The 15,918-nt window shown below is 46.5% G+C and carries 14 protein-coding genes; 6 read left to right on the top strand and 8 right to left on the bottom strand.

The window, feature by feature from the left end; genetic code table 11:
* Positions 1 to 312: 312 nt before the first annotated feature.
* From QUA62_RS06855 to QUA62_RS06825, 7 genes are all read right to left on the bottom strand, one after another.
* A complete protein-coding gene (locus QUA62_RS06855) occupies positions 313 to 513 on the bottom strand; it encodes a hypothetical protein (protein WP_333403206.1) in 201 nt (66 codons plus the stop codon).
* A 66-nt stretch (positions 514 to 579) separates the two neighbouring features.
* Positions 580 to 753: a hypothetical protein gene (locus QUA62_RS06850; protein WP_333403205.1), complete on the bottom strand. Its 174-nt coding sequence runs from the start codon at positions 751 to 753 to the stop codon at positions 580 to 582.
* A gap of 308 nt (positions 754 to 1,061) precedes the next feature.
* Positions 1,062 to 2,945 (bottom strand): glycoside hydrolase family 2 TIM barrel-domain containing protein, encoded by a 1,884-nt coding sequence (locus tag QUA62_RS06845; RefSeq protein ID WP_333219174.1) that lies wholly within the window; start codon positions 2,943 to 2,945, stop codon positions 1,062 to 1,064.
* Positions 2,946 to 3,153: 208 nt separating this feature from the next.
* Positions 3,154 to 3,510: an STAS domain-containing protein gene (locus QUA62_RS06840; protein WP_190658147.1), complete on the bottom strand. Its 357-nt coding sequence runs from the start codon at positions 3,508 to 3,510 to the stop codon at positions 3,154 to 3,156.
* A 104-nt stretch (positions 3,511 to 3,614) separates the two neighbouring features.
* The gene (gene glf / locus QUA62_RS06835) at positions 3,615 to 4,865 is read right to left on the bottom strand and encodes a UDP-galactopyranose mutase (protein ID WP_333403204.1); all 1,251 of its coding nucleotides are present in this window, start codon (positions 4,863 to 4,865) and stop codon (positions 3,615 to 3,617) included.
* A gap of 123 nt (positions 4,866 to 4,988) precedes the next feature.
* Positions 4,989 to 6,290 carry a glycosyltransferase family 1 protein gene (locus tag QUA62_RS06830; protein WP_333403203.1) on the bottom strand — a complete coding sequence of 434 codons (1,302 nt, stop codon included), beginning with the start codon at positions 6,288 to 6,290 and terminating at the stop codon, positions 4,989 to 4,991.
* An 839-nt stretch (positions 6,291 to 7,129) separates the two neighbouring features.
* Entirely contained in the window at positions 7,130 to 8,164 is a 1,035-nt protein-coding gene (locus tag QUA62_RS06825) for an aldo/keto reductase (protein WP_333403202.1), read from the bottom strand.
* A gap of 425 nt (positions 8,165 to 8,589) precedes the next feature.
* Here QUA62_RS06825 and QUA62_RS06820 point away from each other — a divergent pair, with 425 nt between their 5' ends.
* The 3 genes from QUA62_RS06820 to dtd all read left to right on the top strand — a co-directional run bounded on the left by QUA62_RS06820 (position 8,590) and on the right by dtd (position 11,915).
* On the top strand, positions 8,590 to 8,991 hold the full coding sequence (locus QUA62_RS06820; protein WP_190738996.1) for a fasciclin domain-containing protein: 402 nt from the start codon (positions 8,590 to 8,592) through the stop codon (positions 8,989 to 8,991).
* 452 nt (positions 8,992 to 9,443) lie between these two features.
* Positions 9,444 to 10,580: a GTP-binding protein gene (locus QUA62_RS06815; protein ID WP_333403201.1), complete on the top strand. Its 1,137-nt coding sequence runs from the start codon at positions 9,444 to 9,446 to the stop codon at positions 10,578 to 10,580.
* Between the two features lie 879 nt (positions 10,581 to 11,459).
* Positions 11,460 to 11,915, top strand: a complete 456-nt coding sequence (gene dtd / locus QUA62_RS06810; RefSeq protein ID WP_333403200.1) for a D-aminoacyl-tRNA deacylase — start codon at positions 11,460 to 11,462, stop codon at positions 11,913 to 11,915.
* 165 nt (positions 11,916 to 12,080) lie between these two features.
* On the opposite strand, the gene QUA62_RS06805 is transcribed toward dtd, so the two are convergent.
* A complete protein-coding gene (locus tag QUA62_RS06805) occupies positions 12,081 to 12,443 on the bottom strand; it encodes a hypothetical protein (RefSeq protein ID WP_333403199.1) in 363 nt (120 codons plus the stop codon).
* Positions 12,444 to 12,501: 58 nt separating this feature from the next.
* Here QUA62_RS06805 and QUA62_RS06800 point away from each other — a divergent pair, with 58 nt between their 5' ends.
* The 3 genes from QUA62_RS06800 (at position 12,502) to QUA62_RS06790 (ending at position 15,820) form a co-directional block, all read left to right on the top strand.
* Positions 12,502 to 13,737 (top strand): HetZ-related protein, encoded by a 1,236-nt coding sequence (locus QUA62_RS06800; protein WP_333403198.1) that lies wholly within the window; start codon positions 12,502 to 12,504, stop codon positions 13,735 to 13,737.
* A gap of 796 nt (positions 13,738 to 14,533) precedes the next feature.
* The gene (locus tag QUA62_RS06795; protein WP_333403197.1) at positions 14,534 to 15,427 is read left to right on the top strand and encodes a DUF2382 domain-containing protein; all 894 of its coding nucleotides are present in this window, start codon (positions 14,534 to 14,536) and stop codon (positions 15,425 to 15,427) included.
* Positions 15,428 to 15,592: 165 nt separating this feature from the next.
* Complete coding sequence (locus QUA62_RS06790) at positions 15,593 to 15,820, top strand: hypothetical protein (RefSeq protein ID WP_333403196.1); 228 nt, start codon at positions 15,593 to 15,595, stop codon at positions 15,818 to 15,820.
* The last annotated feature ends 98 nt before the right edge of the window (positions 15,821 to 15,918 follow it).

The following is a 15,918-nucleotide window of genomic DNA, read 5'->3' as shown; positions in this document are numbered from 1 at the left end:
TACTAACGAACATACATTTGATTTCCCCAAAATACGTCAATATACTTACACACAGAAAATCATTTAGGATTGCTATAACTTAGACATTTTAATGACAGCGATAGCTCAAAGTTTGAAAGCACGCATAGACAAGTGGGCATAAAAGGTTAATAAATAATAATCCTGCTTTAATACCCCCTCAATCTCTTAGTCCGCGAAGGCGGACTTCGTTTGTGTAGAAGCGGTTTCAACCGCTGAGTCTCTAAGAAATTTTTAACGCCGATTTAGTATAAGGTGCGCTTCGGCGCACCCTACAGAATTAGATCGAAGTGGTTACTCGTGCAACTTCAACAGCGGTTCAATCTGCTGCCTTTGAAACTGCAATTCATCCGCCAAAGGCTGATAAATTTCTCGATCGCCCGATTCATTGCAATAATCCCACAAACCATTGTAACAGTGCCTGTCGTCGTCCCAACCCGGATGGTTGACAATCGGATACAAGCAGATTCCCTTTATCGGAACTCCTGCTTTCATCGCCGCCATTACCTCAGTGCACACATAATTAAACCAGACAGGTCTAAAATCGTCTTCAGTGCCTGTTTATGCGATGAATAAGGGGCGGGGGTAGCGCTCAAACACTTCTTGCAGCATTTCACGAAACGGGCGGTACAGCGGATCGGTGTATTTCATCGGGTCTTCATTGTGAATCCACTGATTGCGATCGTAATAATTCACCCCAATAATGCGGACTGTGTAAATGCCTTGATCCTGCAAGCGTTGTTAGTCGGCTGCTGCAAATTTATCGTGACCGGTGGCGGCTGTGACATCGAGGCGTTTTCCCGATCGCAATCTCTGGGTGGAACATTCAAATCCGCCCATGAAAAAACTTTGAAACATCAATCGGATGGGTAATCGGGCATTCAGGTTTGTAGTCAGGACTAAATTCCTTAGATTTCAATCATAAAAAACTCAAGTCCTTACTACAAACGGTATTTTTGTAAGAAGTATATCGATCGGCAAAAACTCAAAATGAAATCAGAAAAAAATCTCAGATTTTCATTTTTTCCTTGACAAATCACCAATTAGCATTGAGTAATACCTTGCGGCAGTGAACTGTCTTCGGCCCTATTCCCGCCGAGAGTTGCCTCCGCGATCGCCTCTAGGGGAAACTTGGGAGTGCGATCGGCATACAGCAAACCGTTAGCTTCTTGGTAAGTATCGGTCAACTGTGTGTAACAAAATCCACTGAACATTTCCACTTGGTTTACCACCTTCAGCAGCGCAGTGTAGCGCCTTTGCAGTTCCTGGGTGTCCGACGCGCGTACGTAGCCCCAAACTCTGTAAAAATCCGGGTTTTCGCGGCCAGCGCAGGCGATGCCACCGAATTCTGTCAGCATCATCGGCTGTCCTTGGTGGGGGTGGCCGTCGAGGGTGAGGATGCGGCCTCCCGGACGCCCGCGATCGAACAAATCCGCTAGCTGGACTTCGGGCCCGTAGCGCTTGGCTAGGGTGTGCGGGTTGTTGTCGTAGTCGTGAATCGCCAGGATGTCGGTATCGATGCTTTCCCAGCCGTCGTTACCGATGACGGGGCGAGTCGGATCGAGGGTTTTTGTCAAGAAATACAGCGCTTGCACGTAGTTGCGGTGGGCTGCTGCTTCGACTAAATTCGGAACTCCCCAAGATTCGTTAAACGGCACCCAGACTACGATACAGGGGTGGCTGGAGTCGCGGTCGATGACTTCCGTCCACTCCCGCGTCAGCCGTTGAACGGCTTTGGGAGTGAAGCGGTAGGCGCTGGGCATTTCTTCCCAAACTAAGAGTCCCAGCACGTCAGCCCAGTACAAAAATCGGGGGTCTTCAATTTTTTGGTGCTTGCGGACGCCGTTGAAACCCATTGCTTTGACTAATTCGACATCGTGGCGCAAAGCTTCGTCGGAGGGGGCAGTCATCATGGTGTCGGGCCAGTAACCTTGGTCGAGCACCAGTCGCAAATAGTAGGGGCGGCCGTTTAGCATGAAGCGATCGCGCTGGATGCTGACCGTCCTCATGGCAGTATAAGATTTAACCTCGTCGAGCAGTTTGCCGTCGGCCCACAACTGCACTTGAGCATTAATTAGCGTCGGTTTTTCGGGACTCCACAGCAATTCGTTGCGGTAGTCGTCGATACCAGGGTCGGAGAGGGCGATGCGGCGGTGGATTTCGCCGTTGATGACTTCGTAGGTGTCGTTGACCAGCAGCATACAGCCGATCGACAGTTTAACTTTAACCTGGATTCCCGACTGGCGATCGCCCGCGACAAACGCTTCAAAACCGATTTCCCAGCGTTCAAACTGGGGAGTCCAGCGGATGCGCTCGATATAAGTGTGAGGCACCAATTCTACCCAGACTGTCTGCCAAATGCCGGTCGTGCGCGGATACCAAATATTGTGTGGCTCTATTTGCCAGTCTTGCTTGCCGCGCGGTTGCTCCAAATCTTGCGGGTCGTCCTGCGCCCAGACTGTCACCCGCTGCGGCCCGTTGGGGTTCACAAGTGCTGTAATGTCTGCGCTGAAAGGAGTGTGTCCGCCTTCGTGTTCCATGACAAACTGACCGTTCACCCAGACGCGGGCGCGGTAGTCTACGGCCCCAAAGTGGAGGAGAGTTCTTCCTTCTGTATGGGGTATGTCAAATTCGCGCTCGTACCAGCAGTTGGGGTGAAAATTCGTGTCCCCGATCCCACTTTTTGCCGATTCTGGAGCAAACGGCACTTCTATAGTGTGAGTCCACTCAGAAATATCGATCGGCTGCACGCAGCGTCCCGCGTCATCGTAAGCAAATCTCCACTGACCATTGAGACAAATCCAGTTGCTCCGGCGCAGTTGAGGGCGGGGATAACCTGTTTTCCGTCCTTGAACTGTGACCTTACTATCAAGAGTTGCAGACTCTTCTATCTCGCAATTTTCTAATTCTCTTCCTAACCAACTCATCGGCACATCTACCTGAAGTTATATATATAGGTTAGCCACAATTACCACCACTTTGACAAGTTTTTTGCTGATTAATTTGCAAAAGTTCTGCACCTTAATACAGGCTCATCTGAAGGCTCTCTTGTGCTGAAGTCATTAGTCAGAAGAAAGAAGAATAAACCAGGAAGATTTTTCCTATTCCCCACTCTCCCCCTCTCCCCCTCTCCCTCTAGCTAGCAAGACTGTGCAAACCTCCTAACGGTTCAGTTAGCTCACTTTTGAGAGAAAAGTCTTCTGCAAACGGCAAACACTGAAATATTTGCTGTAGTCCCGTGAGTTCAAAGAGAATTCTAACTTGTTCGCTCATGGCAGAGATCAAAAGTATACATTCGCTGTCCCTAACTAATTTCACGATCGCCACTACAGCCATTAACTCGGAATTTTTCAGGAAATTTATTTTTGAGAAATCCAGCATAAGAATTTTCCCACCGCTTTCAATGAGGCGCTGTATTTCTTTCTGAAACTGAGCAAATTGAGAATTTTCCAAAACCTCATGAGACAAAACAATTTTAACTAGAACGTTCATTTTTACATCACTCCTTGTTTGAATTATTAAATAACTTTTGATGAAAACCGAGTAAGGTGCTCTGTGGGCACCTTACCTTTTTACCCGTAACTCGCAGCTTCCAACTACTTGCTAGCAGAGTTGCCGTTACCGTTGCCGTTGCCGTTGCCGTTTTTGACAGCAGCGACTTCTAGAGAAGCTGCGGCTGGGCGAGGGGGGGTAACTGCATTGGAGGAGCTTACATTAGAAGCCGAACCGTTAACATTTTCTACCAATTCAATTACCGGCTTGGTAGTAATTTGTTTGTAAGTTGTCAGAGCTTGAGCGACCACTTGATCCATGTTGTAATACCTGTAAGTCGCCAGCCTTCCCACGAAAGAGACTCCCGGAGTTGCATCAGCCAAAGCCTTATATTTCTTGTAAATTTCGGCATTTTCTGGACGCGGAACCGGGTAGTAAGGGTCTCCCTCAGCTTGGGGATATTCGTAGACAATGCTAGTTTTTTGATGCTCTTGTCCGGTGAGGTATTTAAACTCCGTGCAGCGAGTATATAAATGCTCGTTGGGGTAATTTACGACCGGTGCTTTTTGGTGTACGGGTACGTTCAGTGTTTCGTGCTTGAATTCCAAGGAACGGTAAGGAAGTTTGCCGTAGCAATAATTGAAGTAGGAATCCACCGGCCCGGTGTAAATCATTTCTCCGTAAGGGATAAAACCCTCAATTTCCCGGTAGTCGGTATTCAGCATCACCTTGATGTTTGGGTGAGAAAGCATCTTTTCAAACATCCGAGTGTAGCCGTGCAGCGGCATTGCTTGATAGGTATCGGTAAAATAGCGATCGTCCCGGTTAATGCGAGTGGGTACGCGCGCAATCACTGAGTTGTCGAGTTCCGACGGATCCATTCCCCACTGTTTGCGGGTGTAGTTGCGGAAGAATTTCTCGTAAAGTTCGCGACCGACTTTGCTGACAACCACATCTTCAGAAGTGCGAATGTAATCCTTTGGTTCTGCTACTTTCGCGAAGAAATCTTCTACTTCAAATGAGGTGAGATTCAGTCCGTAAAGTTGGTTGACGGTGTTGAGATTGATGGGAATTGGCAGCAGTTGACCGTCAACGCTGGCGAGGACGCGGTGTTCGTAGGGCCGCCACTCGGTGAAGCGCGAAAGATACTCGAAAACTGGGCGCGAATTGGTGTGAAAAATGTGGGGGCCGTATTTGTGTACCAGGATGCCGTGGTTGTCGTAGTGATCGTATGCGTTGCCGCCGATGTGGTTGCGGGTATCAATTATCAGGACAGTTTTTCCAGCTTCATTTGCTAGTCTTTCGGCAATGACGCTACCTGCAAATCCGGCTCCGACGATTAAATAGTCAAACATTGAAACACCTCTAATTGTGGGTAAGGGTAAGGAATAATTGGTAATTGGAGATAAAGCGAGGATTGTTGAGTGTTAATTTTTGAATCCGTAAAGTGTAACTCTTTAAATTCAACCTCAACATTCCTAACTTAAAACTTTGATCCGGTCTTCGGCTTTCTGCCGTTTCTGGTCGATCGCACTTTCGATCAACCCCAGCATTTCGCCCCAGGTATTGTCCCAAGAATTGTCTGCTAAAAAGGCGTCTACTTGGCTGAGCCACTTGGTGCGAACGTCCGAACTTTCGCTGAGGATTTCTTGGGCACAAGCAACGAATTCTTCAGAATTGCTAGCAATCCGAACCAAGCCCTTTTCTCCGTAGGGCCGCACCACGTCGCGGATAGGAGTAGAAATCACAGGTTTGCCGGCAGCGAGGTATTCTGGAGTTTTCGTGGGACTAATAAACTTAGTCGATTCGTTTATCGCAAAAGGCAGCATTGCGATATCCCACCCGCCAAGATACAGTGGCAGTTCTTGATAAGATTTCCCCCCGAGATAGTGGATATTTGGGTGGGTTGGCAGAGTTGTCGGAGCGATTTTCGTCACCGGGCCAATAATGACTAAATGCCAGTCCGGCCTTGCTTGGGCTATGTCCCCCAGCAGTTTGATATCCATGCGTTCGTCTATAACGCCATAAAATCCCAAACGCGGGTGAGGAATGTCTTTTTGATCCGTCGGTTCTTGTGAAAGATTCCTGGCGGTCGCAAAGTGTTCTTTTTCGATGCTGCTGGGGAAGGCGTGAATGTTTGGGTGCTGGTGCTGCTTGGCTTCGTAAAGGTTGTGTCCGCCTGTAAATACTACGCTGGCGCGCTTTAATAGTTGGTTTTCATTGGCTTTTAAATCGGGGTGTGCGCCTTTGAATGCTGACAATTCATCCATGCAATCGTAGACTACAGCTAGCGGCTTTAAGTGGTTGGTGAAACTCACAGCCATTGGTGTGTAATACCAGAGGATGTACTGGGTGATTTCGGCCGCTCGAAACAAATCATCTAGCATGGCTTGCTGAGCAGTTTGTGCTGTTGCTTCGCTGGTTCCTTTGGTCAGGTGCGGTACTATTACCCAGACTCCGCTTTCGTGGATGCTGACATCAAGCCACCAATCAGTAGCCACGCTATAAATCGGTTCTTCTACAAAGAATACGCGACGACTTTTGGCACAACGACTTAAGAGATGTTGCGGACGCTGATAGACAAAATTCCACCGCAAATGAGACAGGCAAACTAAATCTGGTGCATCTAAAGCCTCAGTTTTTGATAAGTTGGCGCGCAATGCGGGCGAGGAAGCAAATTGAGAGGGCGATTTGGCTGGATCTATAGAGGTAAATCGGATCTCCCATGCTCGCTCTTTATTGCTATAACTATTGTTTACTGAGTTTTCTGGGGGCGACATATTAGCCTCGGGAATTTGTCCATGAAAATTTGTCCGTTAAAATTTGTCAATAGGATATATTTCTCAGCATTCTCTTACTGAAAGTCGCAAGCATAAATCTGAGAACTTTTATTGACTAGCAAGAACCGCATTCAGTGAGCCAAACAAAGAAACTGTTTAGCTGCGGAGAAACACGCTTATCTGCTTTTTTCAGAATTGAAACTTGGAGATAAGTTAATATTGTTAGACTTGCTATTGCTGTTAAATGTAACCCAGTTTTTCTGCCCTAACTTCTATCTGAAGGATGACTTCTATCTCAGGACGCGCTTAGCTTGTATGCTGGGTTCAAAAGCCGTTAAAATGCCGATCGACCTTGTAAAATGACTCTTAACTGGCAGGTACGGCGTGAAAAAAGAGCGAGTTTTATTGCTTTATTTGGAGATGAAAGAAAATTTGTCATCAAGTTTATGTTGCTTTTTGATTTGACAAACCTGGCTTTTTTTTCACTCATCCGAGCGCTAATTGGGAAATTTTGTATCCTAATATACAAAAAGTCCACCGACATTTCTGACTTCCGATAGATTAACCATTGACAGTTTCATAGAGTGGGGTTAAACTCACCGAAGAGCACCTGTCTCAACAATATCAAAGAAACCACGCAACCGCAACGATAAACCTAAGATTTTGCGCGAGTCTGCGACAAGAAACCAAGGTGGTGAGATTTGCGCTGTGGGCGTCAGTTTAACCTCGCGCCCACAGCAAAAATGTCAATCATCCCTCTAAGGGCGGCTTCGCCGATATCTGCAATGGAACGCCAAATACCCACGTAAACCCGCCCAGACTAGAAGGTAGCAGCAATTTTAAAGTCGGGGGTCAATTTTTGCCAGTCCCCCTCCGAAGGCAAAATCTTGCACCGTCGAACTCTTTAAGAAATCGTGGGGAAAACCCAATTCAATGGCACTTACGTTGTCTAACTGCTGCATTTGCTCCGGCGTTAATTCAAACTCCAAACAAGCGAGATTTTCCTGAAGTTGCGAGAGTTTGCGGGAACCCACAATCGGAATAACTTGGACTGGCTGTTGTCGCAGCCAATTTAGGGCTATTTGAGAAGCAGGTTTGCCAATTTCGGCTGCTATTTTGCTAACTTCGCCAGCAATTTGGAGGTCTCGTTCGTTAATTTTTCCCGATTCAGGTGAATTCAGCCGTTTAGCTTCGCTGGCTGTTTCTGAAGTGTTGTATTTTCCTGTCAGCAAACCTGCTGCTAGGGGGCTCCAAGCTGTGACGCCAATATCAAAGGCTTTTGCCATAGGGATCAAGTCCCGTTCAGGAGTTCGCTCTTTTAAAGAATACTCGATTTGCAAGCCGATAAATGGTGTCCAACCGCGCAGGTTGGCGATCGTATTTGCTTGAGAAATAATCCAAGCCGGCGTATCGGAAATGCCGATGTAAAGAACTTTGCCGGCGCGCACCAAATCGTCAAAAGCGCGCATTACTTCTTCAACGGGTGTGGTAAAATCCCAAGCGTGCAGCCATAGCAAATCTATGTATTCAACTTGCAATCGCTTCAAACTGGCCTCTACTGCTTGCACCATATTTTTGCGGTGGTTGCCGAAACCATTGATTTCGCCATTCTTCATGTTGAGGCTATACTTAGTGGCAACTACCCATTTTTCGCGATCGGCTGCGATGAACTCACCGACATATTTTTCGCTAGTACCGTTGGTGTAGAGATTCGCGGTATCAATGAAATTGCCACCCGCTTCTGCAAAGGCGTCCAACATTTTCCCGCTTTCGTCGTAGGAACTCCCCCAACCCCACTCTTCCCCAAAAGTCATGGTTCCGAGGCAGATTTCGGAAACGCGAAGTCCGCTGTGACCTAGTAGTTTGTATCTCATGTCACCCTTCCGCTAGTTAATGTTTGTTAACAGTTTAGATCTGGATTTCCCAAACTGTTGCCATCAGTCGGGGTGGCGGGTTTTACCGGGCCTTAGCGCTGTGCTTAATGTTGAATGTTTTGCCAAGTCAATCAAAATGTTTTAGCTTCCGGGGTTCCGAGCCATCGCCCCTGCGTTTAGTTTAAACACCGGGCAGGCGCGATTATCTTATTAATATATTTAGGATTACATTAATGAATTAAAATACAGTAAAATCCCAAAAAAAAGATCTACCTTTAGATAGGTACTTTATGAAACGAGTTAAATTACACGGTGCTATCTTAAATATTCAGAAAACCCCACAGAACTAGAGAAAAAATTAATGTAGCTAAATTAACTTTTTAGCGTTATAGTGATTTATAGATTACAAAAACTAGGTGACTCACTTGGCTGATATCGTTGATACCGCCGTTTCGGCTGGATCTTTTACAACCCTAGTTGCTGCTGTCAAAGCTGCTGGTTTAGTAGATACTCTCAAAGGCGCTGGCCCCTTCACTGTTTTTGCGCCTACTGACGAAGCTTTTGCTAAGCTTCCCGAAGGTACTGTAGAAGCACTGCTTAAGGACATTCCTAAGCTCACAAAAATCTTGACTTATCATGTCGTTTCTGGCAAAGTTATGGCCGCTGATGTGGTCAATTTGAAATCTGCCAAAACAGTTGAAGGTTCAGAAGTTAAAATTGATGCTTCCAATGGCGTCAAAATCAATGATTCTACCGTTACCACAGCCGATGTTGCTGCTGATAATGGCGTCATCCACATTATTGATTCAGTCTTGCTTCCTGCGTAAGCACAGACTTAGATAGCGCAATACTATCTTGAGGGCGGTGGCTATAGTTAGCCGCCGCCCTGTTTTCGTTGAGGTTTAAATATTTTAGGCAGCTCAATAATTAAAACTATTATAGAGCAGCGGGAATTGACCGATCGCACTCAGCTTGACGTGGGCCCAAATTTGTCGCTGCTGGATTTACCGGGAAAACTCGTTGCAGGCAAACAGCGACAGGTACTCGGAACAAAAAAATTATCAAAAAAATAAAAAAGTGCGATCGACCGCGTTAGCAATTGTCCATAATTAGCGGCGCACTTATTTTGCACTCTCGCGCTGATTGCCGATTGATGCGTAGATACCTGGCCACCAAACCCAACATTTCTCCGAGCAACTGGGTTTACGGGGCCTTGTCCTAATTAAGATACAATAAGAACCACAAGTTTAAGCTTTAGACCTTATTTGACATTCAAGCTATGCAATCTACAACTCAGTCCGAGACAGAACTGGCGATGGACGCTCCCAAACACGGATTGCCCGTTACAATCATTACAGGATTTCTCGGCAGCGGTAAAACAACCCTGCTCAACCACATCCTGACCAACCAGCAGGGTTTGAAAACAGCAGTTTTGGTAAATGAATTTGGCGAAATCGGCATCGACAACGAACTGATTGTCACCACCGACGACAACATGGTCGAGCTGAACAACGGCTGCATCTGCTGCACAATTAATGAAGATTTGGTTAATGCAGTTTACAAAGTTTTGGAACGTCAAGAAAATCTCGATTATCTAGTAGTCGAAACAACCGGACTCGCCGACCCGCTGCCAGTAGCGATGACTTTTTTAGGCACAGAACTGCGCGACCTGACTCGTCTCGATTCGATAGTGACAGTAGTAGACGCAGCCAACTACAGCTTAGATTTGTTCAACTCTCAAGCAGCTTACAGTCAAATAGCTTACGGCGATATAATTATCCTCAACAAAACTGATTTGGTTGAAGAAGCAGATTTAGATTTGTTGGAAGTTAAGATTCGGGATGTCAAAGAAGGTGCTAGAATTCTGCGAACCGTAAAATCGGAAGTTCCCCTACCGCTAGTCCTCAGCGTCGGATTGTTTGAATCTGACAAATATTTCCAATCTGAAAAAACTCCTAGCAGTCACGACCACGAGCATCACGAGCATCACGACCACCACGACCACCACGACCACGAACATCACGAACATCACGACCATCACGACCATCACGACCATCACGACCACAGCCATCACGACCACTCCCACCATTTAGAAAATGACGGATTTACCTCAATTTCTTTCCAGAGCGAGAAGCCCTTTTCTCTGAGGAAATTTCAATATTTCTTAGACAACCAACTGCCAACAAACGTGTTTCGCGCGAAAGGGATTATGTGGTTTGAAGAAAGCCCCAAACGGCATATTTTTCACTTGAGCGGCAAGCGATTTACGATGGACGATGACGAGTGGAAAGGCGAGCGGAAAAACCAGGTTGTTCTCATCGGTCAGGGTTTGGATACCGAGACTTTGCGATCGCAACTCGAAAACTGTCTTTGTATGCCTTCAACCAGTCGCGGTAAAGGTTTTGGGAAGAACTAACAGTAAAATATTCTTTTCACCTAAACCAAAGAGCGTCGCGGTGTAATTGTTTTCGCGATCGCGAACTGGAGATGGATGGGGACAATGAAGGTCGATCGCTCTCCAAGAAAAAGAGTGCCCTCCAAGAAAAAGAGCGCCCTCGAATAAAAAGAGCGATCGACCTATTTTATTGTTGCTAACAAAAACAGAGCCGCACACTTATACTGTCCGCCGATCTCAAAAGCACGATCGCCACTGCTTTCAAAGGTGCAGAGTTGCGTTGGTTTTACGTAATCTCTGCACCTTTATGCTGTTCGCACCACCTCTGACCACTCCTACTTCCCACAACCAGCGCAATAGTTGGCAAACTCAACGAGGTCTGGGAGTTTCCCTTGACCGTCTCACGTTCCTTGTTTTCGGCTAAGCTATTACAACAAGCTTGCAAGGAGACGGGCTATGAGCAATCGGCAGCTAAAAAGAATTCGTGATTGTATTTCGCTCTTTTTATTACGACTCCAAAGGAATTTTTGGTGTTTTTGGGTAAAAATTCAAGATGACATTTTTCTTTTTTTTGCTAATTGTTTATTAGCCCTTCTCAAATTTATTGGTTACACTGCCTGGTTTTTGGCTTTGATTTTAATGCTGGGTCATTTCTGTCTAGTTGACATACACATTAGCCGTGCGCGCATAACCCTCCAATCTCAGTGTCCTGAACCAGTGATCGAGCCTAAGCCTGCCGTGTCATTTAAGACTCAGGCGGGTCAACTATAAACTTGCCTTTGAAGCCCCCACGCTTAATCTAAGATTTAGTGGTGAGTGGCTGACAATTTCATTTTCATGGCGACACGGCGATTGCGCTGCTGTTCAAATAATCCTAGGATGCTACCAAAAAGCAGGTCAATGCGAGTCATCATCCAGCGAGTAAAATCATCTCAAGTCGAAATTGAAGGTCAAATTGTCGGCACAATTGGCTGCGGACTTAATTTGCTTGTAGGTATTGCAGACACCGACACCGAAGCAGAACTCGATTGGATGGCTCGCAAATGCCTGGAATTGCGTTTGTTTCCCGACTCTGCCACGGATACCGGGCGCTGGGACAAGTCCGTACAAGACATCGGCGGCGAGTTGCTGGTTGTGAGTCAGTTTACGCTCTATGGGGACTGCCGCAAAGGTCGGCGACCTTCATTTGACCGAGCCGCGGCTCCTGAACGAGCTGAAATTTTTTATGATAAATTTGTCGAAAAGTTGCGCCAGAGCGGCTTAAAAGTCGAAACAGGCTTGTTTGGAGCGATGATGCAAGTCTCGATCGACAATGACGGGCCGGTGACTTTGATATTAGAGAGAGAATGCGGGTGAGTTGGTTGACAGGCCTCTGTGTGCACCGCACCGCACCCTACTTTTCTTGTCTTCCTACCCTTCGGGAACGGCTTCGCCGAACGTGTCCTTTGCGTCTTCGCGGTTCGTTCAAAAAAGGCCGTTGCGCGTTTTACTAAGAGCAAATTTTCAGATTAACCGGGTTTCCTAACTGCTGTTGCGTAGGTTCAGAAGACATGGGTTTTCGCTACATTTTCTCCCATCCCGATTCCAGAACATCAAACCCTTAAAAAACCACTTTGTAAATCGTCCACTCAGCGGCCCTGGAACACCGTCAATCTTTTTCGCGCTCGCCCCACCAAAATACAGCTCAGAATGCTTGTACAGTAAGGCTTTAATGGCAATAAAACCAATCTTCCACAGCCAGCGCTTAGAATCAGATTCAGCAGCCAAAAACTGTTGGATGAGAGAGTGGAACACTGGCATCACTGCGGTTATCTCTACTTCCGTAACATTCAATGTATAGAGAGTTGAATCAGCACAGCAAGCGAAACCGCCAGCAACTGCCACCTCACTCTCTAACAAATGTCCTCGCACACCCGCTGTGCCCTACCACCCGATAAACGCCATGACTGTCAAAGCTGCCACCACCGTCAACTGCAACACCGCTTCTGACCTCAACTGCATTCCAGCCGCCTCCAGCGAACCAAACGCCGAAATCAATACTGTTCCCAGCATCGATATCCTCGCTTTGGCTAACTTCGCCCTCAAAGAATTGCAAGCCGAAATGAAAACTGCCAGCCGCAGCGCTCAAGCAGTGGCGATGCGGATTGCTAAGGAAGTCGAACGGATTTGCCAAAAAAGCGATCGCATCCAAATTTCCGGCGAAGTTGAAGCTTGGCAAATCACCTTGGCCGAGCACCGGTTGCAAAAAACCCTGCAATACTACCGCCTCGGTTCCAAACAAGGCCGCGTCGAACTGCACTCCCACCTCGCGGCTATGATTTACCGCCACGTTGCTTCTTTCCGCTCGAACTTGAACTTCCAAGCTCGCTATAACATGATTGAAGACTTTTTGCAAGGCTTTTACATCGAATCTCTGCGAGCTTTCCGCCGCGAACACCAACTCGATGTCACCTACCAGCCCCGCACGCAGCTAGAATTAGCTGAGTACATGGCTTTCACCGAACACTACGCCAAGCGCCAAATTGGTTTGCCCGGCCGCAACCGCCAACGCCTGATCGTGTTGCGCGCTCAAGGATTTGCCAAGGGTCAGCCTCCAGAAACTGCGATCGACATTGAAATGGCTGTAGAATCCGGCAAGGGAGAAGAAGCGGAAATGTACAGCCGCTCTCCGGCGCTGCAACAAGTGCGCGAGCAAATGGTATCGGAAACTGTCGATCCGGCTGATGCTGTACTGCGCGATCGAGTAGTCTCGGAATTGATCGCCTATCTGGAATCGCAAAATCAGCCAGAATGCGTGAATTACTTAACTTTAAAATTGCAAGACCTTTCGGCTTCGGAAATTGACCGCGCGCTCGGTTTGTCTTCCCGCCAGCGCGACTACTTGCAACAACGTTTCAAGTACCACGTCGAAAAATTTGCCCGCACTCAAAATTGGAAACTCGTGCACGAATGGCTGGGTGCTGATGTCGATCAAAAGCTGGGAATGACTTCGGACAAATGGGAAGCATTTCGCGCTCAACTGTCGCCGGAACAGCAGCAACTGTTAGACATGAAGCGGAATCAAGAAAGCGACAAGGCGATCGCCACCGCCCTCAAATGCACTCCCAAACAAGTCCAAAAACGCTGGGCGCAACTGTTGGAGCTGGCTAGCCAGACTCGCAACAGCAGCCAAGCTTAATTGGTGCTCAAATATGAATGCAACTGTTTTCTTGAGACTGGAAAATGCGATCGGGTGCGGCACCTACACAGGAATGCCCGCCCCGGCCTCCGCTCTCAAATCAACAAGCGCTGCTACTAAATTATCGCCGCTTTTTGGCCTATTCAATTTATTAAAACAACATTACTTTTTTTAATATCTTTCGTTCCCTGGTTAGGCCGGGGAATTTGTTTTTATTAGTCATTAGTCGTCAGTTATGGGAAATTGCTTGCTGAATAGGAGGCATTGCATATATTCATAATGATATTTAGGGCTTGCGGTCGAAGGGCATAACACCGGAGTCCAGACATTATCTGGCGCGGGTTACATCGCAAGACCTTATGTTATTATTCCCAGTCTAAAGAGATGTTGCAACTTTCGAGTCGTTTGTTGCTTTTTTAGCTCAAACAGATAAAAACCAATTATTTTCTTGTTTTTCCTTGAGGGTTATGAATATATGTAATACCCACACAACTCTAGTTTTAAAGTAATAAGTTCGTCTATAAAATGTTTTATATCCGTTAATTTAGCGTATTAAAGTATACCTTATAATTTTATTGTTTGATAAAAACAGTTAAAAACCGATTGTGAAAATTGAGGGGGCGGAAGGCGGATAAAAAATGACTATTCATCTATCCCAAGACAGAAAAAAATCAAAATAAATATACTCATCGTACTATTCTGTTTCATTTAATCCTTCATAAGAAGGAAGCATCAAATTTGAGTTCTATCTAAAATGGGGGCATAAGTTGATGTAGATAGAAAGGGAAGGACTCCTATGTTACTTTACAAAATTGAAGATTTTAATCCCAGCTACCGCGAAGCTGCTTTTAATGGCGAAGATATCAAAGGTCTGGATATCTATGCTGGAAATACAGATGAAAAGATTGGCTCCATCGATACCGCGCTAGTTGATGAGACAGGACGTTTCCGATATTTTGTTGTTGACACGGGTTTCTGGATCTTTGGCAAGAAGGTATTAGTTCCAGTTGCTCTTTGTCGAGTGGATGTTGATGCAGAACGCATCTACGCGACGGGTTTGAGGAGTAAAGACCAAGCAGAAAGACTACCCACGTATGAGGATGGGATGGTGGTTGATTACGATTATGAAGAACAAGTGCGGGGTGTTTATCGTACTCTACCTGTAGAAGCGTCTGCACCTGTAGAAGCATCATTGCCTTTAGAGGCATCTGCACCACTTTCTATGCCGCGTTCTGTCTCTAACCAAGCTAGGGCTGCTGCTCATGACCGCAACACCTACACTTACGAACAAGAGCCTCAATTGTATCAGATGAACGAGCGCGAGCATTACAAATTCCGACTCTACGAAGAACGACTGGTTGCAGAGAAAAGCCGTCACAAAGCTGGCGAGGTAGCAATTAGCAAGCGAGTAGAAACCGAAACGGCACGAGTTTCAATTCCCACAGAAAAAGAGCGAGTTGTAATTGAGAGTATAACTCCAGAAAATGCAGGTGCGCCAGTAACTCGGGATACTCCCTTCCAGCAGGAAAAGGTGATGCGTATGGAAGTTTACGAAGAAACTGCTGAGCTCAAAAAAGAAGCTTTTGTGCGCGAAGAAGTTAACATCAGGAAAGAAGTTGAAACGGAGATTGTTGAGGCAACGGAAACACTGCGTCGTGAAGAGTTGGACGTGAAGACGGAAGGGCGTTAGAGTGCGAATGAATTGAACAAGGGTTTGTAGTTGCGCTGTCTTCAACCACATATGCGTTGAAGCGCAAATACGAACCTACAAAATTACTACACTTCCCAAAAAAGATGAGCTTTATAATGTCTAATTGCTGGCGTTTGCCGTTAATTAAGTACAGCATTTTTAGCTTTGTCGTTTAGCATCTATGCGATTAGTTTTTTAGTAAAATCTGAGCCAGTTGCAGCTCAACAAGCTCAGCAGACATTTCATATCGTTCTTGCCTTCAAAGATGCTGGCATGGGCTTGCCCGATCGTGATGTCCGAATGCTGATACCGCGCCATCCCGATAAGTGGCGAACCGCATTGGGTTTGGGAGATAGCGATCGCACTCAGGATTCTGACAATCCTAGTCGGTAAGTCATATCGATTCCAGTTGCACCGTCGGTGATAGTTGACTGTTGACTATGAGTCAAAAAACTGAAAATAGCGCGAATTATTTGTTGGCAGCTTGATTC

It is taken from the genome of Microcoleus sp. MON1_C1, from assembly GCF_036701945.1.
Taxonomy (GTDB): domain Bacteria; phylum Cyanobacteriota; class Cyanobacteriia; order Cyanobacteriales; family Microcoleaceae; genus Microcoleus.
This window is presented reverse-complemented; position numbering and strand designations above follow the sequence as displayed.

What these genes read in the sequence shown, in the direction of transcription:
- QUA62_RS06855 (WP_333403206.1), bottom strand. Translation starts at nt 513, where the DNA reads ATGAAAGCAGGAGTTCCGATAAAGGGAATCTGCTTGTATCCGATTGTC.
- QUA62_RS06845 (WP_333219174.1), bottom strand. Translation starts at nt 2,945, where the DNA reads ATGAGTTGGTTAGGAAGAGAATTAGAAAATTGCGAGATAGAAGAGTCT.
- QUA62_RS06840 (WP_190658147.1), bottom strand. Translation starts at nt 3,510, where the DNA reads ATGAACGTTCTAGTTAAAATTGTTTTGTCTCATGAGGTTTTGGAAAAT.
- glf (WP_333403204.1), bottom strand. Translation starts at nt 4,865, where the DNA reads ATGTTTGACTATTTAATCGTCGGAGCCGGATTTGCAGGTAGCGTCATT.
- QUA62_RS06830 (WP_333403203.1), bottom strand. Translation starts at nt 6,290, where the DNA reads ATGTCGCCCCCAGAAAACTCAGTAAACAATAGTTATAGCAATAAAGAG.
- QUA62_RS06825 (WP_333403202.1), bottom strand. Translation starts at nt 8,164, where the DNA reads ATGAGATACAAACTACTAGGTCACAGCGGACTTCGCGTTTCCGAAATC.
- QUA62_RS06815 (WP_333403201.1), top strand. Translation starts at nt 9,444, where the DNA reads ATGCAATCTACAACTCAGTCCGAGACAGAACTGGCGATGGACGCTCCC.
- dtd (WP_333403200.1), top strand. Translation starts at nt 11,460, where the DNA reads ATGCGAGTCATCATCCAGCGAGTAAAATCATCTCAAGTCGAAATTGAA.
- QUA62_RS06800 (WP_333403198.1), top strand. Translation starts at nt 12,502, where the DNA reads ATGACTGTCAAAGCTGCCACCACCGTCAACTGCAACACCGCTTCTGAC.
- QUA62_RS06795 (WP_333403197.1), top strand. Translation starts at nt 14,534, where the DNA reads ATGTTACTTTACAAAATTGAAGATTTTAATCCCAGCTACCGCGAAGCT.